This is a genomic window from Leptolyngbya sp. FACHB-711, assembly GCF_014695615.1.
In the GTDB taxonomy this organism is placed as follows: domain Bacteria; phylum Cyanobacteriota; class Cyanobacteriia; order Elainellales; family Elainellaceae; genus Leptolyngbya_A.
Window position 1 is genome coordinate 1 of the sequence record NZ_JACJOR010000463.1, and the last position, 22,527, is coordinate 22,527.

Here is a 22,527-nt window from a genome sequence, read left to right on the forward strand (position 1 = left end):
TGGTGCAGTGTGGTTTGTTACAGAACGAGTTCAGCAAGAGATATGATTGCCAAATTGCTAATTCAGAATTGATCGAAATTAGAAATTTTGAGCATTGAAAATCGGCGATTCTGTTAAAGATCTTTGTGATATTGCAATCCCATAATTTTCGATCGACCCAAATTAAATCTCGAACAAAATAGTGTTGAATATAGAAGTTGAATATAAACTTGTATCGTTTGGCACAAAGCTTTTAGTCGCTTCATAACAAAGTTTGTAAAAAGCGACCGTTTATTGTTTAGTAATTTCAGGCTGTATCTGAAACCTTTGCCTATAACTGGGCTTTTATAAAGTCTTTAGCCCTTACAGAGGGTCGCCCTGGAAATACAAAGCTTCTTTTTAGAACTGTCTTGTCTTTGCTGTCCCTTGTCTGAGACCTAATCAACTAGCCACTGTCCTATCAAATACCCCATAAACAAAAAATACAGCCCTGCAAATAGCACAAGCCCTAGCCCTACATACGTCCCAAGCATCACAATCAATACCATCCACCGGGCTACTCTTGTCCCTCGCAGCTGTTGTCCAGCGATATCTACTGTATTGAAGGGCTGGCTCAACTGCCATAGTAATAGAACAAGATTGGTTGACAAGAGTCCTGCTAACCCTGCTGCTCCCCAGAGCCAGTAACTCTCTTGCACCTGTCGCACCCCCGGAATGAGTGACCCAGCATTGGCACTATTGGGTTGAAAGGCGGGGTCTCGGAGCGGGGAGACCTGATAAACAAATACGCCGCTGGCAATGGTGAGCAGCAGCAACAAGCCCAGGCTGACCCAGGCATAGAATGCTTGATGGCCGAGCGGTCCGTTGAATGGAGAATGGTTTGACTGCCTGCGGTTTCCGGTCATCTTTACGGGGACGGAATCGGGTTTGTTCAGGAACTAAGGGCTGGGGGCAAGGCACTGCTTGTGATCAAGGCTGACGCAATGGGAGGGAGCAAAGTGCCCTACCGAATGAGAGACATAATTCAGGACGTAGATTGCGCTTGCCTACTTGACGACTCAGACTTAACCCATCGCTCGCTTTGATGCCCTGCTGCTATGAACCGTCCTGCACGGTCACAAAGGACACCATTACACCAGAGCAGAAATACCCGAAAAGCGATCAATCAGAGCTGTCATCTTTCCTTCATTTCCTAACAACCTCAGAGACCTCGGAGATCTAGTGTGCTGTGCTGACGCATTTGTTAATTTAGCTCGTTTAATTTTGACTGGAGGTCAGCATCGTATTGTTTAATGCGGACGTTATCACTGTGCATTAAACTCTCCCGCAACTGCCTAACCAAGGTTTCAATACCCTGACGAAGGTTCCGAGCAAACTGCACCCCAAAATCCAGAGCTGCCTGCTTCAGTTGTTGCTCCCCCTGTAATATTAAAGCTTCAGCACGATTGAGCTTCTCCATCAGTTCTTGAGCCATAATGCTACTCCAGAACTTTGAAGCGTTACGAGATTTGTGTTTTCCTCGCCATAGCACTTAAACTTGCAGCAAACAGAAAAGCCAAACAGACAAGCCAAGCAGACAAGCCAAAGTAAAGGAGTAGATTTTCTGAGTTCGTTGGGTCGAGTCAGGGTGTTTTGAGTTTTAAGTAGGTTTCTCATGAAAATCATCGGAACTTCATTGCTGTTGCCCGTTCCAACTGGCGTCCTTTGTATTGCGGCTCAACCTGCTGCATCCGAGAATTTGCAGAAGCATAAGGGCGGGTTAATCGGGGGTGCTCAAAAACTCAAGTTTTCGCTCATTGTGCCGACTTATAAAGAAGCGGCGAATGTTGAAGCGATCGTTCAGCAATTGACCCGGTTGCTCAATCCAGTTCTGGGCAATGATTATGAGATTATCCTGGTCGATGATGACAGCCCCGATCGCACCTGGGAAATTGCTCAGTCCCTCATGGCAACCTATCCGATGCTGCAAGTGATGCGGCGACAGCAGGAACGAGGGCTTTCGACGGCAGTGATTCGCGGCTGGCAGGCGGCACGAGGCGAAATTTTGGGCGTGATCGATGGCGATTTGCAGCATCCGCCGGAAGTGCTGTATCAGTTGCTTAAGGCAATTGAGGAAGGAGCAGATTTAGCGGTTGCCAGCCGCCATGTAGACGGGGGTGGCGTGAGTGATTGGAGTCCGACGCGCCGATTTTTGTCACGCGGAGCGCAGGTGTTAGGGTTGCTGATGCTGCCAAATGTGGTGGGGCGAGTGTCTGACCCGATGAGCGGGTACTTTCTCGTGCGGCGATCGGTAATTGCAGAACGACCGATGAGTCCGATCGGCTACAAGATTCTGCTTGAAGTGCTAGGGCGAGGCACGATCGGCGAAGTGGCAGAAGTGGGCTATGTGTTTCAGGAGCGGCAGGAGGGCGAAAGCAAAGTCACCTGGCGACAGTATCTGGATTACGTGGGTCACTTAGTCCGGCTGCGAACCAGTCAGGGCAGAATTGGGCGGCTGCGGCAACGCTTCCCGATCGAGCGATTTGTGCGCTTTGGGCTGGTCGGTTTGAGCGGGGTCTTTGTCGATATGGCGATGCTGTATTTGCTGAGCGACCCAACGATGCTGGGCTGGAACCTGACGCGCAGCAAAATCCTGGCGGCAGAGGTCGCAATTCTGAATAACTTTTTGTGGAACGATCGCTGGACGTTTGGCGATTTGTCGAGCTATCAGCACGGCTGGCAAAAGCGGCTGAAACGGTTTCTGAAATTCAACGCGATTTGCTTATCTGGACTGGTTCTCAACGTTTTGATTCTGAATGTGCTGTTCAACGTCTTCGGAATCAATCGCTATATTGCAAACCTGATGGCGATCGCTGCCGTAACGTTCTGGAATTTCTGGCTCAATTTGAAGTTGAGCTGGCGCGTGACGGATGCGAAGTAGGGGGTAGATGAGTGGATGGGTCAGTGAGTGGATGAGTCAGTCAGTGAGCGGGGGAGCGAATTATTCCACTTCGATCGTTTCTCCGATTTCTGCTGATCGCCTTGCTGCATCTGCAACTTGAAGCGCGTAGAAGCTGGAGTCCAGGCTGACGTAAATGGGGGTCCCGATCGTTAGATAATCCAGCACCTGGGCAGTATCTTTGGCAAAGAGTCCGCGCCGACTGCCAACTTCCAGTGAACGATCGCCTGCTGCGGTGGTGAGTTTTCCCTGTTCGCCGTCGATCGTGAGCGCACCTCGATCGCCTTGAATGGTCAGGGTGCGATCGGTTTGCCAGATCGCTTCGCCTTTGCCGTAAATCACTTCGGCAAGCAGTCCACTAGTAAACCGCAGGTGAGCAATGCAAAGGCAGGAAGAGAAATAGCCGGAGGCTTTAGAGCTATCCCAGAAGCGAGTTTGACAGCTCACGGTTGCCACTTTGCCAAAAAGATCGGTCAGGCGATGAATTCGCGAAACGGCTCCGACTAGCGGAAAGCCAAACTGCTCTCGGTGATAGCTCCACTTCTCAGGAGCGGGCTGCTGCGACATCAGGCTGGCAGAGCGGACATGAAAAGGAATCCCGACTTCGGGCAGGGCAGCCTTGATCGATTGGTGAATGCCGCTCAGCAGTTCGATGTGCTCGACGTGCAGCAGTTTGTTCTGACGCTTTGCCAGGTTGATTAGCTCAAATGCTTCGATCGCCCCTAGCGCAAGCGGATATTCCACCACAACGTGCTTTCCGTATTCCAGCGCAGTCCGGACAATTTTTTCATGCTCATAATTGGCAGAGCAAATCACGACCAGATCGACATCCGATCGCTCCACTAGCTTTTGCCAGGACTCAACAGCAGAAACACCGTGGGTTTGAGCAAAAGCGGCGATTTGATCAGGCTTGTGTCCAGCAATGGTAATGAGCTGCGATCGATCGTCTGCCTGAATCGCCTCTGCTCGTCGTGTCGCTGCATATCCAGTACCGACGATTCCAACTTGGATTGTTCTTGTTTGAGTGCCTGGCATAAGTTTTTCTTCAACGCGCTCCCCTCGGTCATTATTGCAGGCGATTACCCACAAAGGAAAACAGCTCATCGATCGGAGTTAAACTGATTTCTTGCGGGTTTCTTGTGCGTGAGGAATTGTTCTGGTTAAGGCTCAACATTGGAGGACGGCTCGATTCAAAATTGTCCAAAAGGCAATTCAACAATTCTGCGTTTTCGGGCTGGCGATCGTCTGTTTCCTGGGGGGTCAGTTCGGGATTGGGGTTTACCAGGCTGCGGCAGTTCCCTTACCTGCAACGTCGATTGTGGAAACCTTACAGCGAACCCCCCTGACGCTCGAACTTTTGCAGGAACGGCTAAAAGCTCCTACTGAAACTGAGGGAACTCGCCTGGTCGATCTGCGGCGATTAGAGATCGACTTGCGTTCTGAAAATGCTACGTTTCGCGATCAGTTTTACCGCCTGATCCAAACTCAGCTCCAGCGATCAACCCTTCCTCTGGGGCTAGATTTGAGCTATTCCCTGGTGCGGGGCGAACTGAAGATGAGTGATCTGGGAATTCGCACGCCCTTGTATGGGCAAACCCTACCGCCCTTTTTCACCGAACGGGAGCAGGCACAGCTGAATCGCGATCGTCGCCGTCTGTCTCAGGTCAACCAGCTTTCCCAATCATTGCTGCTTCAAACTCAGTTACCGCCTTTGCAGATTACGGTGCTGCGCGGTTCGCTCAATCTGGTGCAGACGCAGTTCGAGGGCTTTGTGAATTTTACAAACACTTTCTTTTTGGGGCGGGTCAACGCTCAGGGAGCCAGGTTTGAGCAAGAGACTGATTGGTCTGAGGCACGATTTAGCCAGCCTCTCACCTTGAGCAATGCCCTGTTTCTGCGTGAAGCTCGCTTTCGCAGCATTCTCTGGTTCGATCGCCTGCGGGCAAATCAGGTGCAGTTTGGCGCGAGCGTCACCTTTCAAAACAGCGAATTTCGAGCGACCGGAAGCTTTCACCAATCCGTTTTTCAGCAGACGGCAAACTTTACCCGAACCCTGTGGCAGCAAAACGCCGACTTTGCCCAGACGCGCTGGCAGAGTGCTGCTTTTTTCGATCGCAGCAAATTTGCTCAAGCCCTTTTTCTGACCGAATCCACGTTCGAAAAACTGCTCAGCTTCCGGCAGGCGCAGTTTGATCGATCGGTCAATTTGCGCGGAGTCAGTGTCCTCGATCAGGCAGATTTTGGCGATGCAAACTTTGCGTCAGGTGTACATCTGAATGTGCCTGACCTTCAATTTGATCCTCGCCATGCTTCGATCCTGGGAAATCCAGGACAGATCGGAGCGGTGCTGTCCGTCCCTACGCTGCAAGGCAACGAGACGCTGCTGCGAAACCTTGTGCAAAACTTTCGTCAGATGCAGCAAATTAGCGATGCGAATCAGATCGAATACACGGCGCAAAAACTTCGATCGCGCCAGATCTGGCAGCGCATTGTGGGCACGGATTTGAATACAGCAAGCACAGAGCAGCTTCAGCGGGCGGGCTTTTCAGCAAAACAGGCAGAAGCAATTCTGCAGGTCCGCAGCCAAACGCCGTTTCGCACAATTAACGATGTGCTGCGCCTCGAAGCGGTCGATCTGGCAACCTATGTTAAAGTGCGTGATCGCATTAGCGTCGGACGTTTTGCTTCTGCAACAGGCTGGCTGGGCGATGGCTTAAAGTGGCTGGGTCTGAGTTTGTTGCTGCTGCTGACTCGCTATGGCACGAGCTTCTGGCTAATCTTCGGCGTGGGCATTGTCGGAGTTGCCTATTTTGGGCTGGTATTTTGGCTGATTGATCGCGTTCGTCGTCGCTACCCCAAACCGATTCTGCCTGACCGGATCGAGGTAGGGTGGATTTTGAGCGGGTTTAGTGTGATTACGATCGGCGGACTGGTTGCCATGTTTCGCAGTGCCGAACAGCCAATGCTGACGCTATTTTGTCTGGGATTAGTGACTTTGCCCATCCCGCTCGCCCTGGTCGCGCTCATCTATTGGCAAGGACGCTACCACGACCTGATGGATGTCAGCTATTTCGTTGAAGATGCGACCCTGCGCCAGTTGCGCTTTCTCATCGGCAGACTGCCCGTGATCCCCGCCTACCCGCTTTTTCGCGAACGCTATATGCCTATCCTGTGGAAACGTCGCTGGGGTTGGCTCAACTACTTCGATTTCAGCTTAAATAATTTGCTGCGATTTGGATTCAACGACATCCGCCTACGCGATGAACACGTACCCGGACTGATTACGACCCTTGCCTGGTATCAGTGGAGCCTCGGACTGCTTTATCTTGCGCTGCTGCTCTGGACGCTTTCGCGGACGATTCCCGGATTGAATCTGCTGATTTACTTTAAATAAACAAGTAGGAAATAGGCAAGTAGGCGATCGCCTTTCACCGATAGTCGATCGGCAGCTTTTCAACAGGGGGAGTGAACTGCGATAAAATCACAGAGAGTCTTAACAATTGTTCACCTTCACTCCCATTGCTAATTCGATGGCACTTCCTCCAGCCGATACGCCACTCTACAACCATCCTCTACCCGATATCGAATCCTGGCTTCAGTCAAAGGGCTGTGAGCAGGACGAAAACGATATTCACCGCTGGCATATTCAGCAGCCCGCCTGGACAGCAGAAATTTCAATGGAGGTCGATTCGCTGCTGGTTCGCTACCTGGAAGCTGCTCAAGACGGAGGGGATATTCAGCGATCGTTCAAATATTCCCTGAGCCGTCAGGATCTCGATGAAGCCATCTTCTCCGGTCCCTAAACGGCTATAAGGAAATTAAACCTTGCCAAACCGCCGATCGCGCTGTTGATACGCCGAAAGTGCCTGGTGAAACTCTGCCCGGTTAAAGTCGGGCCACAGGGTGTCGGTGACGTACAGTTCTGCGTAAGCAACCTGCCACAGTAAGAAGTTACTGATTCGCATCTCGCCACTGGTTCGGATCAGCAGATCGGGATCGCTGTTGCCTGCGGTGTAGAGGTGTCGCTCAAACAGGGCTTCGTCGATTTCACTAGGGTCAATTAAGCCCTGCTGGACTTTGGTCGCGATCGATCGGCAAGCCTGAAGAATCTCCTGCCGTCCGCCGTAGTTGGTTGCAACAGTAAACTGAATTCCCGGATTATTGCGGGTTGTTTCGACTGCTTTCGTAATCTCGTCTTGAAGCGAGGAGGGCAGGGCTTGCAGATTGCCGACAAACTGGATGCGGACGTTCTCCGACATCATTTCCCGCAGCTCTTGCCGCAGAACTCGCTCAAATAGGGTCATCAAAAAATCGACTTCTTCCAGGGGGCGACCCCAGTTTTCCGTGGAAAAGGCGTAGGCGGTGAGTGCCTCAACGCCCCAATCCCGACAGCAGCGCAGCAAATCCTTCAGCGTATCGACTCCGCGCCGATGCCCCATGATTCGAGGCAGACCGCGCTGTTTTGCCCAGCGACCGTTACCGTCCATAATCACCGCAACGTGCTTGGGTAACCGTGCCCGATCAAGGTCAGGCGGTAAAACTTGCAGGTAGGTCTGTTGTGCCGTGATCGATTGTGCCGTCATTTTTTCTCCCGTGAAGCCGATGATGAAAAGCGAAACAGGCGTGAAACCAGCGCGGCGATTCGAGTACCGAGTTGACGACCAAGGCTCCGCAACTGCGGCGCGACCACTTCGCGATCGACCGTTTGAGAAAATTTCTGCCTGAGCAACTCCCTCAGTTTACTGCTGGTTAAGGGTCGATTGAGGATACCCCGTTCTGCCAGGGAAATTGACCCCGTTTCTTCAGATACAACGACGCAAACGCAATTTTCGACTCTTTCCGTAATGCCCATTGCAGCTCGATGACGAGTGCCTAACTGGCGCGAAGCCGTTCGCTCCGAAATAGGCAAGATTACGCCTGCCGCAACGACCCGCGACCCACGAATCAAGGTCGCGCCGTCATGGAGCAGCGTCGAGGTCTGAAAAATGGTCTGAATCAGTTCCTTAGAGACTTCGGCATTGAGCCGCACCCCCGGAACAGAAAAATCGCGCTCGTCGATCGTCCCATTAGTCTCCAAGATGAGCAGTGCCCCGGTTCGGTTTTGAGACAATTCTTTGACCGCATCAACAATTTCGTCAATCACGCTGTCCGCCTTAGGAACGGCTTCCTTTGCAGGACGGATAAGCTGAAGGACTTCACCCCGCCCAAGTTGTTCGAGCGATCGGCGAAACTCCCCCTGCAAAATTAACGCCATTGCCACCGCAGAGCCAATCACCAGCTTTTCTAGCACAAAAGTGAGCAGCCGTAGCCGCAGCGCACTTCCCAGCGCAGAAGCCAGCATCAGAATGATCAAGCCGCGCACCATCCAGAGCGTTCGCCGTTCGCCGATAATCACCAGGATCATATAGGTCAATACCAGCACCAAGCCAACATCGATGACGGGCAGCAGCAAGGACCAAGCCCAGCTAAGGTGTGTCAGCCATTGCCTCAAAAAAGAACCCATCGGATTGATTCTGGTTTACCCTTCTCCAAGTGACCTTAGGAACCGGAAAGACGAGGGTGAGGCGAAAAAACTTCATGGGTCTTTCATGCCTCAGCCTGATTCTTGTATTTCGCTTAAACTAATCTCTCGAACAGACTAATCTCTCTGGCAAGGAATCCTGTCGGATTAAATCCTGATAAGTTTCCCGTTGCAGAATCACGCTGGCTTCACCCTGGTTAACCAGGACTGCCGCCGGACGAGGCAACCGATTGTAGTTGGATGCCATGCTGTAGTTGTATGCCCCAGTCGCCATCACAACCAGCACATCCCCTGCCTTAGTTTCGGGCAAGCTTGCCTGCTTGATCACAATATCCCCAGATTCACAGTGTTTGCCTGCAACCCTAACCGTCTCTGTCATCAGTGCAGACATCCGGTTTGCGACTGCTGCCCGGTAAATCGACTGATACGTGATCGGACGTGGATTATCCGACATCCCGCCATCCACACTAACGTATGTTCGGATACCTGGGATCACTTTTTGACTACCGATCGTATAAGCCGTGACGCAGGCAGAGCCAATCAGCGATCGCCCCGGTTCAGCAATTAGCTTGGGCAAGGGCACCCCTTGAGCTTCACAAGCTTTCACCACGCCTTCACACACCACTTTTACCCATTCATCAATGCTGGGCGGATCGTCGGATTCTGTGTAGCGAATGCCCAAACCGCCGCCGATGTCGAGTTCCTGAACTGGTAAGCCGTACTGTGCCGCCTTGCTCATCCACTGTACCATCACGCTACCCAGATCGCCGTGGGGCTGGATTTCAAAAATCTGAGAGCCAATATGGGCGTGTAAGCCGACACAGTTCAGCTCCGGCTGCTGGCTAATGTACTGAAAGACAGATTCAAGCTGATCGGGGTCAAAGCCAAATTTGCTGTCGATGTGCCCGGTGCGGATGTATTCGTGCGTATGGCACTCAATACCAGGCGTAATCCTCAGCATGATTCGAACTGAGGAGCTCGGCTTGAGGGCAACCAGGGTTTTGAGTTCGTGCCAGTTGTCAGCAACGATCGTACAGCCTGACTCGATCGCATACTGAAGCTCTTCGATCGACTTATTATTGCCGTGGAAATAGGTTACCTCAGGTTTCAATCCGGCTTTGAGTGCTGTGTACAGTTCGCCGCCGGATACCACGTCAATCCCTAAGCCTTCGCTAGCGACGATCGCGTTCACTGCCAGACAGTTCCAGGCTTTCGAGGCGTAGATCACCAGCGACTCTGCCGGATAGTATTTTTGGAAGGCTTGTCGATATTGCTGGCAAGCGGTGCGGAGCGTTTCTTCGTCCAGAATATAAAGCGGTGAGCCAAAGCGTTTCACTAGATTGACAACATCACAGCCACCAATCTCTAGATGGTCTTGCTCATTCACGCGTGCCGTCAACGGCAGCAAAAATTGGTTGGGTGAGGCGTTATTAGAAATCTCAGTCATCACATATTGACGACCGGATTGAACAACCTCGACAGTCGGAGTTGAAACCATTCCTATATCTCTATCCTTAAACTCGCTGAAACTTGCCTGAAAGTCCTGGCTGAACTTGCTTACCAAGGTAAGGGGTGCAGTCTTTAGATCGCTGAATGTCGATTCGCGTTCCTGCCTCACCTAATACTCAGTGTACAATTGGGGGCTGTGCATCCTGAAACTGATTTTCAAAGACCTTTGTGAATTTCCTCAAGTTAGAGCTGCTGACTGAAGATCTGTTACCCGATGTGGTTGAACTCGATCGCCGCTGTCTAGGTGGTTTGTGGTCGATCGAAGGCTACCGTCGCGAAATTGAAAGTCCAAACAGCGATTTGCTGGTTCTGAAGCAAGAGGCGATCGAAGGGGAGAGTTTTGATGCTGAATCAGAGCATTGCCCCGCCCCCCAACCCCTTCCGAGCGGAGGACTTTTGAGCCATCAAAATCTTTCCCCATCTCAAAGCTCCCCCTGCATGGGGAATTTAGGGGGTGATGCAGGACTTCCAACTTCAACTCAGCAGTCCTCAACTTCCCTGATTGGCTTGGGCTGCCTGTGGGCGATCGCTGAAGAAGCACATATCACCGTTCTGGCGATCGATCCCGCTTATCGGCAACTGGGACTCGGCCAGGCAATTCTCTACGCGCTCCTTGTTTCGGCAAATAAACGTGGCTTGGAGTGGGCAACGCTGGAAGTGCGGGCAGGAAATGCGGCAGCAATCCGGCTGTACGAGAAATTTGGCTTCCGAGAAGTGGGGCGGCGCAAAAGGTATTACTCCGATGGTGAAGACGCGCTGATTTTGTGGCGAAGCGGGCTGCAAAAACCGGAGTTTCGGCTGTGGGTTCAGGAGGGCGATCGGGAGGTGCGCGATCGATTACGAGAGTCTAACTACGAAATTTCGCTAGAACCTGCCCTGCAAACCTCTTTTACTGAAATTTCCTAAATTTTCCGCTTGACTTTTGATGCTGTTTTTAATAAAAATCCCCCTTTGGAGGTAGCTTCTTAGTTTTCTCTCTTCATCGGCTAACCCATCAGGATTTCAGGGGATCAGCAGCCCGCTTGATTCGGAGATCCCTACCTTGGACGAGCTGTTCATCAGTGACAGCTTGAGAATTTTCCTATGCTAAAATCAGCGTACCGGCACGCACCAGGTGATAAAGGAACGCCATGTTTGAACGCTTCACAGAAAAAGCCATTAAGGTGATTATGCTTGCCCAGGAAGAAGCCCGTCGCCTGGGACATAACTTCGTGGGTACAGAGCAGATCCTCCTGGGTCTGATTGGAGAAGGGACCGGCGTCGCCGCCAAAGTGCTGAAATCTATGGGTGTCAATCTTAAAGATGCCCGGATTGAAGTTGAAAAAATCATTGGTCGAGGTTCCGGCTTCGTCGCAGTTGAGATTCCCTTCACGCCTCGCGCTAAGCGGGTTCTAGAGCTATCGCTTGAGGAAGCTCGACAGCTTGGACACAACTACATTGGTACAGAGCATCTGCTGCTGGGACTCATCCGCGAAGGCGAAGGGGTTGCTGCACGAGTGCTGGAAAACCTTGGCGTTGACTTGTCCAAGGTTCGGACGCAAGTCATTCGAATGCTGGGCGAAACCGCCGAAGTGTCTGCCGGAGGAAGTCAAGGACGCACCAAGACTCCCACCCTGGACGAGTTTGGTTCCAACCTGACCCAAATGGCAGCCGAAGGCAAGCTCGATCCCGTAGTCGGTCGCCAGAAAGAAATCGAGCGCGTAATTCAGATCCTCGGTCGTCGTACCAAAAACAACCCGGTGTTGATTGGAGAACCCGGTGTAGGTAAAACGGCGATTGCAGAAGGTCTGGCACAGCGCATTTCCAACAACGATATCCCCGATATCCTCGAAGAGAAGCGTGTCGTCACGCTAGACATCGGTTTGCTGGTAGCAGGAACCAAGTATCGGGGTGAATTTGAGGAACGTCTTAAGAAAATTATGGATGAGATCCGCCAAGCGGGTAACGTCATCCTGGTGATCGACGAGGTTCATACCCTGATTGGAGCAGGTGCAGCCGAAGGGGCGATCGATGCTGCCAACATTCTGAAGCCTGCTTTGGCACGGGGCGAACTCCAGTGTATTGGTGCGACGACACTGGACGAATACCGCAAGCACATCGAGCGGGACGCTGCCCTGGAACGCCGTTTCCAGCCTGTCATGGTGGGTGAACCGACGGTTGATGAAACGATTGAAATTCTTCACGGTCTGCGCGATCGCTACGAGCAGCACCACAAGCTGAAAATTTCTGACCTGGCCTTAGAAGCTGCCGCGAAGCTGTCTGACCGCTACATCTCCGATCGCTATCTGCCGGACAAGGCGATCGACCTGATTGATGAGGCAGGCTCTCGCGTTCGTTTGATCAACTCCCAGCTGCCCCCGGCCGCGAAGGAACTCGACAAAGAACTGCGCCAAGTTCTGAAAGAAAAAGACGATGCGGTGCGTTCTCAGGACTTTGACCGGGCAGGCGAACTGCGCGATCGGGAAATGGAAATTAAGGCGCAAATTCGCTCGATCGCTCAGAACCGCAAGACTGATTCCACTGAAGGTGATGATTCACCGGTTGTGGATGAAGAGGATATCGCTCACATTGTTGCTTCCTGGACAGGTGTTCCGGTGAATAAGCTGACGGAATCTGAATCCGAGAAGCTGCTGCACATGGAAGACACCCTGCATACGCGCATGGTTGGTCAGGAAGAGGCAGTCAAGGCAATTTCTCGCGCTATCCGTCGTGCCCGTGTGGGTCTGAAGAATCCCAACCGTCCGATCGCAAGCTTTATCTTCTCGGGTCCAACTGGGGTAGGTAAAACTGAATTGGCGAAGACGCTGGCTTCCTACTTCTTCGGCTCTGAAGAAGCGATGATTCGTCTGGATATGTCGGAGTACATGGAGCGGCACACCGTTTCTAAGCTGATTGGTTCGCCTCCAGGCTACGTGGGCTATAACGAAGGCGGTCAATTGACTGAGGCTGTGCGTCGTCGTCCCTACACCGTCGTTCTGTTTGACGAGATCGAGAAAGCGCATCCGGATGTGTTCAACATGCTGCTGCAAATCCTGGAAGACGGTCGCCTGACCGATGCGAAAGGACGCACAGTGGACTTCAAGAACACGCTGCTGATCATGACCTCGAACATTGGTTCTAAGGTGATTGAGAAGGGCGGCGGTGGTCTGGGCTTCGACTTTACTTCGGAAAGCCAGGACGAAGCGAATTACAACCGCATTCGATCGCTGGTGAACGAAGAACTGAAGCAGTACTTCCGTCCTGAGTTCTTGAACCGTCTGGATGAAATTATCGTCTTCCGTCAGCTCAAGAAAGAGGAAATCAAGCAGATTGCCAATATTCTGCTGAAGGAAGTTACGGGTCGCCTCACCGAGCAGGGCATTACCCTCGAAGTGACCGAACGCTTCATGGAGCGTCTGATCGAAGAGGGCTACAACCCCAGCTATGGGGCACGTCCGCTACGTCGGGCAATCATGCGCTTGCTGGAAGACTCGCTCGCAGAAGAAATTCTATCCGGTCGGGTCAAGGGCGGCGACACCGCAGTGGTGGACATCAACGAAGACGGACAGGTGCAGGTTCGTCAGGGCGAGAAGCGCGAACTGTTGCCTCAAGCCGTTGAATAGTCGTTGAGTCTTGAAGGCTAACAAAAGCTAAATTGAAGGACGGTAGTTCGGTCAGGCGATCGGGCTACCGTTTTTTTATTTCTGGACTAGATATGAAGATCCTGCTGCTCAGTTGCTAGGGCATCAAACACCACTTCAAATTTGCATCCCGGATCAAGACGACGCAAAATTTTGGCGTAGCCGTCCGCATCGGAGTAGTGATAAAACCAGCCCACGTCAACTCGCCGCATCTGGGGCAAAAGGCGCACGACAGCCCACCGCTTCCGTAAGCGATCGCTATAAGTCATAATAGGTTGTCTCCTAAATTAACAATGGAGCTTGAGCCAGTGCAGAACTTCTCAGGGGACGCACTGGTTTTTAGCTATGAGCACTGTACCACACAACGTCACCTTGTATATACAAGGTTAGACCTTTAGAAGCGATCGTGCCTGTTTGAGATTTAGAGCGTTGACAATCCGGTGGCGACTGAGGGAAATTATGGCTCGGCAACGCATGACGAATAAGCGTTTAGCCGACTTGATGGGCGTTCACCCAAATGCGGTATCCCATTTAAAGAATCAGGACATCATGCCGCGCATTGGCGCAGAAACACTAGACGCACTCTGTAAGTTTTTGGACTGTACTCCGTCTGATTTGATTGAGTATGTGCCGGATGAAGAATGATGAGGGCGATCATTAGGTGATCGGGCTATAGTTTTCTGTTGGAACTTCCTGATCCAGCAACTTCTTGGGTAGCGACTCTATACATTCTTCCTGATTCACCCGCCTTTTACAGGTAAGCTTACGCAGAGCAAGCATAGGGTAAAGCCCAGAAAGATATTGAGGGATACCCTGTAGGGTCTGCGAACCTTAGATTAGAAATGGCAAGTATTTTAGCGGATGGGTATGATTTTATAAGTTGAGAGGTTAAGCATATTGGTAGGCTAAGTTGATAATGGAGCCCTCAAACCGGATAAAAATAATTTCAGAAATTGCGCGTAGCCTAGACTCTGAAGAGTATTCGTTAATAGATTTAATACTCCGACAATTTGGGCTTCCTTGGGCAGACCAATGGAATGGGGACAAAACCAGCTACGTTATTGAAATGATTGAAGGAGGGGATGATCAAACCCTATTGAGTTTGGCATCTCATCTCGGAATTAACTCCGTAAATAATCCTGGCGTAACAAAGTTTACCCGTGCTGAGATAAAAGACCTTTTACAGAACATTAATCAGCAAAAAGCTGTGATGATTAATGTTGCCACTGGCGGTTCACGTATCCAAGAAGTAAATGAGGAATACAAAGAAAGAAGAATTTCAGTAATGTCAAAATTACAAACGATGGGTCTTCAAGACCCTAATCCATTTTCAGATCTATGGAGTTGGTATAACAAATGGAGTGATGGGAGCTTGCCAACTTATGGATCTCGGCGAGAATATATTTCTAATTTATATCAACAACTTGTTGATAATTTAATAGTTCTACTGCAACAAGTAGAATCTCAACAGCTCCTAGAGCCTACAGGTTGGGCTAGAGTTGATCGCAATATAGACAAAATAGTAAGAGCATTAGCTAATGCTCATAATGAGGAGGATTACCAAGCAGCAGGATTACTATGTCGAGAGACAATCATATCTCTAGCGCAAGCAGTATATGACCCAGAGAAGTATTCCTCTTTAGATGGGGTGGCTCCAAGTGAAACTGATGCAAAAAGAATGCTTGAAAGCTATATTGCTGTTGAATTAGCTGGCGGTTCAAAAGAGGCTTTACGGAAGTATGTTAAGGATGCTTATCAATTAGCTGTTACCCTTCAACACAAACGGAATGCAACTTTCCGAGAGGCGGCTCTCTGTGTAGAAGCTACTCGTTCGCTTGTAAACTCCATTGCAATTATTTCTGGGCAGAGAGAGCTATAGTGCAGGCTAATAACCCCGGTGCGGCAGGTTGATCAAAGCCGCTTGTGGTGTTGCAAAAGTTGTCGCAACAGCTGACTGGGAACGCTACTTAGCGGGAGGAAGCAATCGCCCTCATTCCCCTTGAGCCAGCCTAACCTCGAACCTGCCAGCATTCTATCTGTTACCATCAGAACAAAGTTAACCCAAGTGTTACCAACGCCTTTAGCGATCGAGCCATCATTTATCCAGAGATTGTAATAAAGGAATGAGTTTCGATTTCTCAACTACATAAACTTTTTGGACTTTGTTCGATCGAATTGAAACTTCTGCATTTGAGAAAGCGACGATCGCAGTTACATAACCCAGGTTCTTTTTCTTCCTAACCTGCAAAGCCTGCTTCGTCGCCTGCGTCAGGAAATCCTTCTCGAACGGGTAAGTCATTTTTCCCATCTGACGCTGGAGCTGTTTTCCGTCCGTGATGACTGTGCCGCGATGCGATTTGACATCAATGACAAAAGCTTTTTTTTGAGGAGAAATGCAAACGATGTCAGCATCTCCTAGTCGATTTCCTAAATGCATTCCGTACTCAATCTGCCAGCCTGCCTGCTGGAGTGGAAGCATCGCTTGAGCCATGTCTTCCTCACCTTTAGCCCCCTGGTCAGCATGATTAGCACGCTTCCACAGATAGATTCCGTTTGCCATTGAGCCTATCGCGATCACAATAAGGAGAGCGTAAAGGGCTGGTGGCAGATTTAGCGAGGGCTGAGTTTGAGTAGGATTCAGAGCGGACATCTGTTTCAGGAAATTTTCGAAAAGCCTCTCCAGAAGAAATGGAAAGGCAATGGCTAAAGCGGCTGAGGAAAAGGAAGCGATCGCCTTAATCCTTCTTCTGATTGCAAGCTGGCGGACATTTTGTCCAGCTCCTCGTTGAGATTGCGGCATTGGATTGGCATTGAGTGAAACTGATATAGAGTGCCCAGTATGAATGAGCAATTGCCGCAGTTTATTTCAGGTGTAGTCGATCGCCTACAGTCGATTCCAGGGCTTTTTTGATGGTTTCACGTTTCTCACAACAAGTCTTTCGGCAGAGGTTTATACAAACTGTAGCAAGTAGCTTGCGATAAGCTGTATCCCAAAAATGGGATCGTGATTCGCTTGGAGATTAATAATGGCAACCCTCACGCTTTACGGAACTCCGATTAGTGTTTATGTTCGTGCGGTTCGGCTTTTGCTGGAAGAGGCAGGCGCGAACTATGACCTGAAGGAAGTCGGAATTTTTGACGGTCAAAACACTGCGGCTGAATACCTGGCGAAAAATCCTTTTGGTAAAGTTCCAACACTCGATATAGACGGAACTGCGCTGTACGAAACAGTCGCGATCAATGAATATCTCGATGAAGCTGTCGCGAACGGCAAATTTAGCCCGTCTGATCTTCTCCAGAAGGCGAAAATGCGGCAAATCATGGCGATTGTGGATAGCTATTTGTATGGACCAACTATTCGATCGATCGTCATTCAGCGGGTCATTGTGCCAAGTCAGGGCGGCAAAACGGATGAGGAGGTGGTGAAAGGGGGAATCGATCCTGCGAAGAAAGCAATGGAGGCGATCGAATCAATTGCGATTTGTAGCCCCTATCTCATGGGTAGTGAACTCACTTTGGCTGATTTTCACCTGATCCCAGTTTTCGTTTATTTTGCGAACACGCCTGAATTTGATACAGTGACGGCTCAGACTCCGAAGCTGAAGGACTGGTGGCAGAAGGTTAGTCAGCTTCCGTTAGTGCAGAAGGTTTGTGGATAGGTCTGAAAGGTTTTGCAGCCCCCTAAATCCTCTAATTTCGAGCGACTTTGAACCTTAAAGAAGGTTTGCGATCGCGTCTGATGATTCTTAACCTTGCTGTAAGCAACAGTCGATCGAATCAGAGATACCGTAGTAGGGAAAGGGCATTCTGCTGATTTCAAAGTCCCGCATTTATGGGGGATTTAGGGGGCAGTGCAGGAGCCCTGAGACTTCTCAAATATCCTCTAATCAGGCTCAAACCTGGCACATTTCCGATTCTCAAATCTATGTCGATCGTTTTGACGCACCGCATTTCTAAAGAGTCTCAGGCTATTTCTTCTTCTGTCCCTCAATTAATGTTGAGCTTAACTGCGGAAGAGCGAACGCGATCGCGCTACTATTTCCAAACTCTAGAAGGCGAAGGCGTTTATCTGCGGCTCGCTAGAGGAACGGTGCTGCAAAACGGGGATCTGCTTTACTCTGAAGACGGTGAGACGATCGTGCAGGTTATTGCAAAGCCCGAGCCCGTGATGACCGTGCGGGCGCATACGCCTCTAGAACTGCTGCGGGCTGCTTATCATCTGGGAAATCGACACATCGCGCTTGAGGTGACGGAAACTTATCTACGTCTTGCCCCTGATCCCGTCCTCAAAGATTTGATTCAGCGTATGGGGCTGCATATCACCGAGGAAGTCGTTCCCTTTCAGCCTGAGGCAGGCGCATATACTCAAGAGTCTGGACATCACGCTGCCCATCACACTCATCAGGCTGCTCATTCCCACTGATTTTGCTTTTTTCCTTCCCCTCTTGCTTCAACACTCATGTTCACCCATTCATCTCAACCTTTGCTGCGATTGTTGCAGCTTGTGAGTCCTGCTTTGCCTGTAGGCGCATTTAGCTATTCTGAAGGGCTAGAAACGCTGGTGCAGGCTGAAAAAATTACAGGAGCAGCGACGCTTCAACCGTGGCTCATGCAGGAATTGCAGTATGGCGCGGTGCGGGTAGAAAGTGCAGTGCTTTATCAAATGTATGAATGCGCGAAACAGCAGGATCTCCAGCAGCTCAACAACTGGAATCAGTGGCTTTCTGCGTTTCGGGAAACGGAAGAATTGCGCGAACAAAGCTGGCAGATGGGACGATCGCTTGCACGCTTGCTGATCGACCTTGATCCTCAATTCCGGGAAGTTTTAGCTGAAATCAAAGAACCCCATCACTTTGTAACTGCCTTTTCGATCGCCGCTGTCCACTGGCAAATTGATGCCTTTTCTGCTGTATTGGGCTACCTCCAAAGCTGGAGCGCAAATCTAGTCAATGCTGGAGTTCGGCTCATTCCGCTCGGACAAACGCAGGGACAAAAGCTGTTGCTTGATTTGTATCCAGCAATTGAATCGACCGCTCAAGACGTTATCCAAAGTTCAGCAGATTCTCTGTTCTGCTGTAGCTGGGGCTTAGCGATCGCCAGTATGAATCACGAAACGCTATATTCTCGTCTTTTTCGCAGCTAGGCGAAGCTGAGCAGTTTTGAGAATGAGAACTGTTTTTTCTGCTGCGATCGAGATACTTCCTCAGTTAGACGCTTTGCGTTTATTTTCTGTCTAGAGTCTCTTCTATCAGAGACAAAGACTTGGCTAGGGAAAGTATCGAAAATATGAATCAAATCTGGTTTGCGATCGGCTGTTTGGGGATGGCACTGGGAGCATTGATCTTTGGCTTCGGCGCACACAATGCCCAGAATGAGCGATGGCGTATTCTTTTTACTCTTAACTTTTTTATTGCGGCGATCGCTTCCGTCCTGTATCTTGCAATGTGGACAGGGCATGGTCAGAGCATTGTCTACGATCGTCCCACCTATTGGGTGAGATACGTCACCTGGATTCTCTCAACTCCATTGCAAATTCTTACGGTTACTTATCTGGGCGGAACCAGTTTGGCATTCACAGGTGCAGTGGTTGGCGCAGATATTTTGATGATTGCCACGGGCTTTGTGGCCACAATGTCACCCAAACCTATCAGCTATATCTGGTACATCGTGAGCTGTGGATTTTTTATCGGCATGTTCTACATGCTGTTTAATCAATATCGATCGCAGGCAAATGCAAAACATCCTCGATCGCGTCGTGTTTTCACTAAACTCATCACCGTACATCTGATCCTGTGGCTAATCTACCCCGTGATCTGGATCTTGGGCGGAACAGGATTCAATTTAATCAGCAGCACGGTGGAAACTGCTTCCTACACCATTCTTGATCTGGTTGCCAAAGTTGGTTTTGGCTTCCTCGCACTTAATTCATTTAAGCAGCTCGACCAGGCAGGCGAAGCACCACGACTGGAGCGCGTTCTCTCCTAGCGACTGCAACGGGTAGCCATCTTTATAATTTCAAGCTTTAAGAAAAGGTGAACTCAGGTTCATCCTTTTTGCTTTTAAGGCATCAGCACATACACCGTGTTGCCTGGCTGGAGCAGTTGCCATTGATTAACTGCACTACGTTCAACACATCCATGCTTTTTAAGCAAGGACTGTTCTGCATTGTTTGATTGGCTTGTTCTCGGTGTCTCAAGCTGAGATGGACGCGAAGCAGTTTCGTACCAGAGCGAAAGATGAAGATAAGCTAATGTTTCCATAATTCCTCGTCCCAAAGGGGCAATATCAGCAGTAAAGCAGTAAATCCGAGTTAGGAGCTAGCTTCCCGGATACGGTTCTTCAAGCGTCACTTCCCTTAGACAAGAAAAATGCAGTTTTTTCTCCTCAAATCTGAGAAAATTTTTCCAGAAGGGTGGACACTTGCCCAATTGACCCGTCTTCTTTAAGCTGTACTGCTGAAGTTGGACTTCGCTTCGATCGTCCCGCTGGGGAAACTGCTTCGATCGCAAGATTTAAGCAAAAGAAACTCAGGAAGAGTTTAAGGAAATCACAATGCACACGCTGCGAGTTGGAATTGCTGGACCGGTTGGCTCAGGAAAAACTGCCCTGGTAGACGCGCTTTGTAAGCTGTTGCGAGAACAATACAGTATCGCCGTCGTCACCAACGATATTTACACTCAGGAAGATGCTCAATTTCTGGTGCGAAGTGAGGCACTGGAGCGCGATCGAATTGTGGGCGTTGAAACAGGGGGCTGTCCCCATACGGCAATTCGAGAAGATGCGTCGATTAATCTAGTGGCGATCGAGCAGCTTGAACGACAGTTTCGTCATCTAGATCTCATCTTCGTAGAAAGTGGCGGCGACAACCTGGCTTCCACTTTTAGCCCAGAGTTAGTCGATTTAACGATTTATGTGATCGACGTAGCAGCAGGGGACAAGATTCCTCGTAAGGGAGGTCCCGGCATCACGAAGTCAGATTTGCTAGTGATTAACAAAATCGATCTTGCACCGCTCGTTGGCGCAGACCTGGGCATAATGGAGCGCGATGCCCGCAAGATGCGAGGCGACAAGCCGTTTGTCTTTACCAATATCAAAGCAAGGCAGGGACTTGAAAGCGTAATCAATCTTATTGAGCTGCACTTGGGTAAAGCTGTCGCATAACGAACTGATTTTCGCGAGGCTTACAGCGTTTTTCACTCATGTAAGGTATGGGGAGCACAGCCCTCACACCCCATTTTTTGTACTTCAATCGCCTGGATAAGGCTGTATAGACTCAAGCAAACCGAAGAAAAGCAACTTCGGCAAGTGGAAGGATAAAATCCCCAACGCGAAACAAAATAAAACTTAAGAAACAATTAAAAGTTGTTGAAAAACGTGAGGGGAGGACAGACTAAGCATTGCCCTACCCTTTGCCTTGTCAGCAGTCTACGCCTGGTATTGGCTGAACTATCACAATCCACCAAGTTTGTTATTTGAACGCAAAGGACTTTTGCGACGGATATCAAATGGCTAAGGAGTAAAATTATGTATCCCTTGATACAAATTATTATCTCTCTAAAGACATAACATCACAAACTATTGGAGTTTCTTGTGATGTCTCTCTGTGGTGTTTTGTTCCTGAAGTAGGAAGTGGTGAATTCATGTCAAGGCAATTTGGTCGGCGTAAATTTCTGGTCTATGGTTCTGCTGCGCTGGGAACCAGCATTTTGCTCAAATCCTGTGCAAACTCTGGCACGACGACTTCTTCAACAGCAGAGTCTCCCGCAGCAACCACCGCAGCATCTCCCGCAGCTGCCAGTGGAGACACAATCAAGGTTGGTATTCTGCACTCGCTGAGCGGCACGATGGCAATCAGCGAAAAGAGCGTGGTTGATTCCACGCAATTGGCGATCGAGCAAATCAATTCAAGCGGCGGCGTATTGGGCAAACAAATTCAGCCCGTCCTGGAAGATGGAGCTTCTGACTGGCCCACCTTTGCTGAAAAAGCCCGCAAGCTGATCGAAGAAGATCAGGTCGTGGCAATCTTTGGCTGCTGGACTTCTGCAAGCCGCAAAGCAGTTCTGCCCGTGTTTGAGCAGAAGGATCACATGCTGTTCTATCCGGTTCAGTATGAAGGGCAGGAGTGTTCCAAGAATATCTTCTACACCGGAGCCGCACCCAACCAGCAAATTGAGCCTTCGGTAGACTGGCTGTTGCAGAACAAAGGCAAGGACTTCTACCTGGTCGGCTCGGACTATGTGTTCCCGCGTACTGCAAACACCATTATCAAGGCTCAGCTTCAGGCGAAGGGCGGCAGAACGGTGGGTGAAGACTACCTCCCCCTTGGCAACACTGAAGTTGCACCGATTATTACTAAAATTCGCACAGCCCTTCCAAACGGCGGCGTAATCTACAACACGTTAAACGGCGACAGCAACGTTGCCTTCTTTAAGCAGCTTCAGGGTGCAGGCTTGACGGCAGACAAGTATCCGGTCATGTCAGTCAGTATTGCAGAGGAAGAAGTGAAGGCGATCGGCACAGATTTCCTCAAGGGACAGTTCGCTGCATGGAACTATTTCATGACCGTTGACAGCCCTGAGAACAAAGCATACGTAGATGCGTTTAAGGCGAAATTTGGCGGCGATCGCGTGACCAATGACCCTATGGAAGCAGGCTATATCTCGGTCAACTTGTGGAAGCAAGCGGTTGAGAAGGCAGGCTCCGCCGGAACTGCCACCGATCTCAAAGCCATCCGGGCTGCCGTAATTGGACAGGAAATGGATGCGCCAGAGGGTCCGGTGAAGATGTTTCCCAACCACCACATCTCAAAGACGGTTCGCATCGGTGAAGTGCGCGATGACGGCTTGTTTGAAATCGTTTTCTCGACGCCGAAGCCTGTTGATCCCGTACCCTGGAACCAGTTTGTGGCTGAGACCAAGGGCTTTACCTGCGACTGGACGAGAACGGATATTGATAATCCT

Annotated in this window: 22 protein-coding genes; 13 read left to right on the forward strand and 9 right to left on the reverse strand. The window is 50.2% G+C overall.

Annotation, left to right across the window (positions count from 1 at the left end):
- Positions 1-416 precede the first annotated feature (416 nt).
- Positions 417-884, reverse strand: a complete 468-nt coding sequence (locus H6F80_RS21260; RefSeq protein WP_190793526.1) for a hypothetical protein — start codon at positions 882-884, stop codon at positions 417-419.
- A 338-nt stretch (positions 885-1,222) separates the two neighbouring features.
- Positions 1,223-1,453, reverse strand: coding sequence for a hypothetical protein (locus H6F80_RS21265; RefSeq protein ID WP_190793527.1), 231 nt, complete (start codon positions 1,451-1,453; stop codon positions 1,223-1,225).
- Positions 1,454-1,633: 180 nt separating this feature from the next.
- On the opposite strand from H6F80_RS21265, the gene H6F80_RS21270 reads away from it, so the two are divergent.
- On the forward strand, positions 1,634-2,899 hold the full coding sequence (locus H6F80_RS21270; RefSeq protein ID WP_190793528.1) for a glycosyltransferase: 1,266 nt from the start codon (positions 1,634-1,636) through the stop codon (positions 2,897-2,899).
- Positions 2,900-2,959: 60 nt separating this feature from the next.
- Here H6F80_RS21270 and H6F80_RS21275 read toward each other — a convergent pair whose 3' ends face one another.
- The gene (locus tag H6F80_RS21275) at positions 2,960-3,952 is read right to left on the reverse strand and encodes a Gfo/Idh/MocA family protein (protein WP_190793529.1); all 993 of its coding nucleotides are present in this window, start codon (positions 3,950-3,952) and stop codon (positions 2,960-2,962) included.
- A 283-nt stretch (positions 3,953-4,235) separates the two neighbouring features.
- Between H6F80_RS21275 and H6F80_RS30905 the strand changes: the two genes are divergently transcribed.
- The gene (locus H6F80_RS30905) at positions 4,236-6,311 is read left to right on the forward strand and encodes a pentapeptide repeat-containing protein (protein WP_199296732.1); all 2,076 of its coding nucleotides are present in this window, start codon (positions 4,236-4,238) and stop codon (positions 6,309-6,311) included.
- 136 nt (positions 6,312-6,447) lie between these two features.
- Positions 6,448-6,720: a DUF3143 domain-containing protein gene (locus H6F80_RS21285; RefSeq protein WP_190793530.1), complete on the forward strand. Its 273-nt coding sequence runs from the start codon at positions 6,448-6,450 to the stop codon at positions 6,718-6,720.
- Between the two features lie 15 nt (positions 6,721-6,735).
- On the opposite strand, the gene uppS is transcribed toward H6F80_RS21285, so the two are convergent.
- The 3 genes from uppS to lysA form a co-directional block, all read right to left on the reverse strand.
- Positions 6,736-7,500, reverse strand: coding sequence for a polyprenyl diphosphate synthase (gene uppS / locus H6F80_RS21290; RefSeq protein ID WP_199296733.1), 765 nt, complete (start codon positions 7,498-7,500; stop codon positions 6,736-6,738).
- Positions 7,497-8,420, reverse strand: coding sequence for a diadenylate cyclase CdaA (gene cdaA, locus H6F80_RS21295; protein WP_190793531.1), 924 nt, complete (start codon positions 8,418-8,420; stop codon positions 7,497-7,499). Before cdaA ends, uppS begins: the two co-directional genes overlap by 4 nt.
- A 118-nt stretch (positions 8,421-8,538) precedes the next feature.
- Positions 8,539-9,936 carry a diaminopimelate decarboxylase gene (gene lysA, locus H6F80_RS21300; RefSeq protein WP_190793532.1) on the reverse strand — a complete coding sequence of 466 codons (1,398 nt, stop codon included), beginning with the start codon at positions 9,934-9,936 and terminating at the stop codon, positions 8,539-8,541.
- Positions 9,937-10,115: 179 nt separating this feature from the next.
- On the opposite strand from lysA, the gene rimI reads away from it, so the two are divergent.
- Both rimI and H6F80_RS21310 read left to right on the forward strand, forming a co-directional pair.
- Positions 10,116-10,853, forward strand: coding sequence for a ribosomal protein S18-alanine N-acetyltransferase (gene rimI, locus H6F80_RS21305; RefSeq protein WP_347277909.1), 738 nt, complete (start codon positions 10,116-10,118; stop codon positions 10,851-10,853).
- A 224-nt stretch (positions 10,854-11,077) separates the two neighbouring features.
- On the forward strand, positions 11,078-13,549 hold the full coding sequence (locus H6F80_RS21310; RefSeq protein WP_190793533.1) for an ATP-dependent Clp protease ATP-binding subunit: 2,472 nt from the start codon (positions 11,078-11,080) through the stop codon (positions 13,547-13,549).
- 86 nt (positions 13,550-13,635) lie between these two features.
- Here H6F80_RS21310 and H6F80_RS21315 read toward each other — a convergent pair whose 3' ends face one another.
- Positions 13,636-13,836 (reverse strand): hypothetical protein, encoded by a 201-nt coding sequence (locus tag H6F80_RS21315; protein WP_190793534.1) that lies wholly within the window; start codon positions 13,834-13,836, stop codon positions 13,636-13,638.
- Positions 13,837-13,996: 160 nt separating this feature from the next.
- On the opposite strand from H6F80_RS21315, the gene H6F80_RS21320 reads away from it, so the two are divergent.
- Positions 13,997-14,212 carry a helix-turn-helix domain-containing protein gene (locus tag H6F80_RS21320; RefSeq protein ID WP_277879248.1) on the forward strand — a complete coding sequence of 72 codons (216 nt, stop codon included), beginning with the start codon at positions 13,997-13,999 and terminating at the stop codon, positions 14,210-14,212.
- A gap of 271 nt (positions 14,213-14,483) precedes the next feature.
- Complete coding sequence (locus H6F80_RS21325) at positions 14,484-15,446, forward strand: hypothetical protein (protein WP_190793536.1); 963 nt, start codon at positions 14,484-14,486, stop codon at positions 15,444-15,446.
- Positions 15,447-15,662: 216 nt separating this feature from the next.
- Here H6F80_RS21325 and H6F80_RS21330 read toward each other — a convergent pair whose 3' ends face one another.
- Positions 15,663-16,367 carry a nuclease-related domain-containing protein gene (locus H6F80_RS21330; protein ID WP_190793537.1) on the reverse strand — a complete coding sequence of 235 codons (705 nt, stop codon included), beginning with the start codon at positions 16,365-16,367 and terminating at the stop codon, positions 15,663-15,665.
- Between the two features lie 226 nt (positions 16,368-16,593).
- On the opposite strand from H6F80_RS21330, the gene H6F80_RS21335 reads away from it, so the two are divergent.
- From H6F80_RS21335 to H6F80_RS21350, 4 genes are all read left to right on the forward strand, one after another.
- Positions 16,594-17,226: a glutathione S-transferase family protein gene (locus tag H6F80_RS21335; protein ID WP_190793538.1), complete on the forward strand. Its 633-nt coding sequence runs from the start codon at positions 16,594-16,596 to the stop codon at positions 17,224-17,226.
- 266 nt (positions 17,227-17,492) lie between these two features.
- A complete protein-coding gene (gene ureE, locus H6F80_RS21340; RefSeq protein WP_190793539.1) occupies positions 17,493-17,990 on the forward strand; it encodes an urease accessory protein UreE in 498 nt (165 codons plus the stop codon).
- A 36-nt stretch (positions 17,991-18,026) separates the two neighbouring features.
- A complete protein-coding gene (locus H6F80_RS21345) occupies positions 18,027-18,710 on the forward strand; it encodes an urease accessory protein UreF (protein ID WP_190793540.1) in 684 nt (227 codons plus the stop codon).
- 143 nt (positions 18,711-18,853) lie between these two features.
- Positions 18,854-19,552, forward strand: a complete 699-nt coding sequence (locus H6F80_RS21350; protein ID WP_190793541.1) for a bacteriorhodopsin — start codon at positions 18,854-18,856, stop codon at positions 19,550-19,552.
- A gap of 74 nt (positions 19,553-19,626) precedes the next feature.
- Here the strand turns inward: H6F80_RS21350 and H6F80_RS21355 are convergent, their stop codons facing one another.
- Entirely contained in the window at positions 19,627-19,827 is a 201-nt protein-coding gene (locus tag H6F80_RS21355; RefSeq protein ID WP_190793542.1) for a hypothetical protein, read from the reverse strand.
- Between the two features lie 292 nt (positions 19,828-20,119).
- Here H6F80_RS21355 and ureG point away from each other — a divergent pair, with 292 nt between their 5' ends.
- On the forward strand, positions 20,120-20,728 hold the full coding sequence (gene ureG / locus H6F80_RS21360) for an urease accessory protein UreG (RefSeq protein WP_190793543.1): 609 nt from the start codon (positions 20,120-20,122) through the stop codon (positions 20,726-20,728).
- A gap of 479 nt (positions 20,729-21,207) precedes the next feature.
- Positions 21,208-22,527: urea ABC transporter substrate-binding protein (gene urtA, locus H6F80_RS21365; RefSeq protein WP_190793544.1), on the forward strand; the 1,320-nt coding region annotated here is incomplete at its 3' end.

Coding starts and splice junctions, on each gene's coding strand:
- H6F80_RS21260 (WP_190793526.1), bottom strand. CDS start 884: ATGACCGGAAACCGCAGGCAGTCAAACCATTCTCCATTCAACGGACCG.
- H6F80_RS21265 (WP_190793527.1), bottom strand. CDS start 1,453: ATGGCTCAAGAACTGATGGAGAAGCTCAATCGTGCTGAAGCTTTAATA.
- H6F80_RS21270 (WP_190793528.1), top strand. CDS start 1,634: ATGAAAATCATCGGAACTTCATTGCTGTTGCCCGTTCCAACTGGCGTC.
- H6F80_RS21275 (WP_190793529.1), bottom strand. CDS start 3,952: ATGCCAGGCACTCAAACAAGAACAATCCAAGTTGGAATCGTCGGTACT.
- H6F80_RS21285 (WP_190793530.1), top strand. CDS start 6,448: ATGGCACTTCCTCCAGCCGATACGCCACTCTACAACCATCCTCTACCC.
- uppS (WP_199296733.1), bottom strand. CDS start 7,500: ATGACGGCACAATCGATCACGGCACAACAGACCTACCTGCAAGTTTTA.
- cdaA (WP_190793531.1), bottom strand. CDS start 8,420: ATGGGTTCTTTTTTGAGGCAATGGCTGACACACCTTAGCTGGGCTTGG.
- lysA (WP_190793532.1), bottom strand. CDS start 9,936: ATGGTTTCAACTCCGACTGTCGAGGTTGTTCAATCCGGTCGTCAATAT.
- H6F80_RS21310 (WP_190793533.1), top strand. CDS start 11,078: ATGTTTGAACGCTTCACAGAAAAAGCCATTAAGGTGATTATGCTTGCC.
- H6F80_RS21315 (WP_190793534.1), bottom strand. CDS start 13,836: ATGACTTATAGCGATCGCTTACGGAAGCGGTGGGCTGTCGTGCGCCTT.
- H6F80_RS21325 (WP_190793536.1), top strand. CDS start 14,484: ATGGAGCCCTCAAACCGGATAAAAATAATTTCAGAAATTGCGCGTAGC.
- H6F80_RS21330 (WP_190793537.1), bottom strand. CDS start 16,367: ATGCCGCAATCTCAACGAGGAGCTGGACAAAATGTCCGCCAGCTTGCA.
- H6F80_RS21335 (WP_190793538.1), top strand. CDS start 16,594: ATGGCAACCCTCACGCTTTACGGAACTCCGATTAGTGTTTATGTTCGT.
- ureE (WP_190793539.1), top strand. CDS start 17,493: ATGTCGATCGTTTTGACGCACCGCATTTCTAAAGAGTCTCAGGCTATT.
- H6F80_RS21345 (WP_190793540.1), top strand. CDS start 18,027: ATGTTCACCCATTCATCTCAACCTTTGCTGCGATTGTTGCAGCTTGTG.
- H6F80_RS21350 (WP_190793541.1), top strand. CDS start 18,854: ATGAATCAAATCTGGTTTGCGATCGGCTGTTTGGGGATGGCACTGGGA.
- H6F80_RS21355 (WP_190793542.1), bottom strand. CDS start 19,827: ATGGAAACATTAGCTTATCTTCATCTTTCGCTCTGGTACGAAACTGCT.
- ureG (WP_190793543.1), top strand. CDS start 20,120: ATGCACACGCTGCGAGTTGGAATTGCTGGACCGGTTGGCTCAGGAAAA.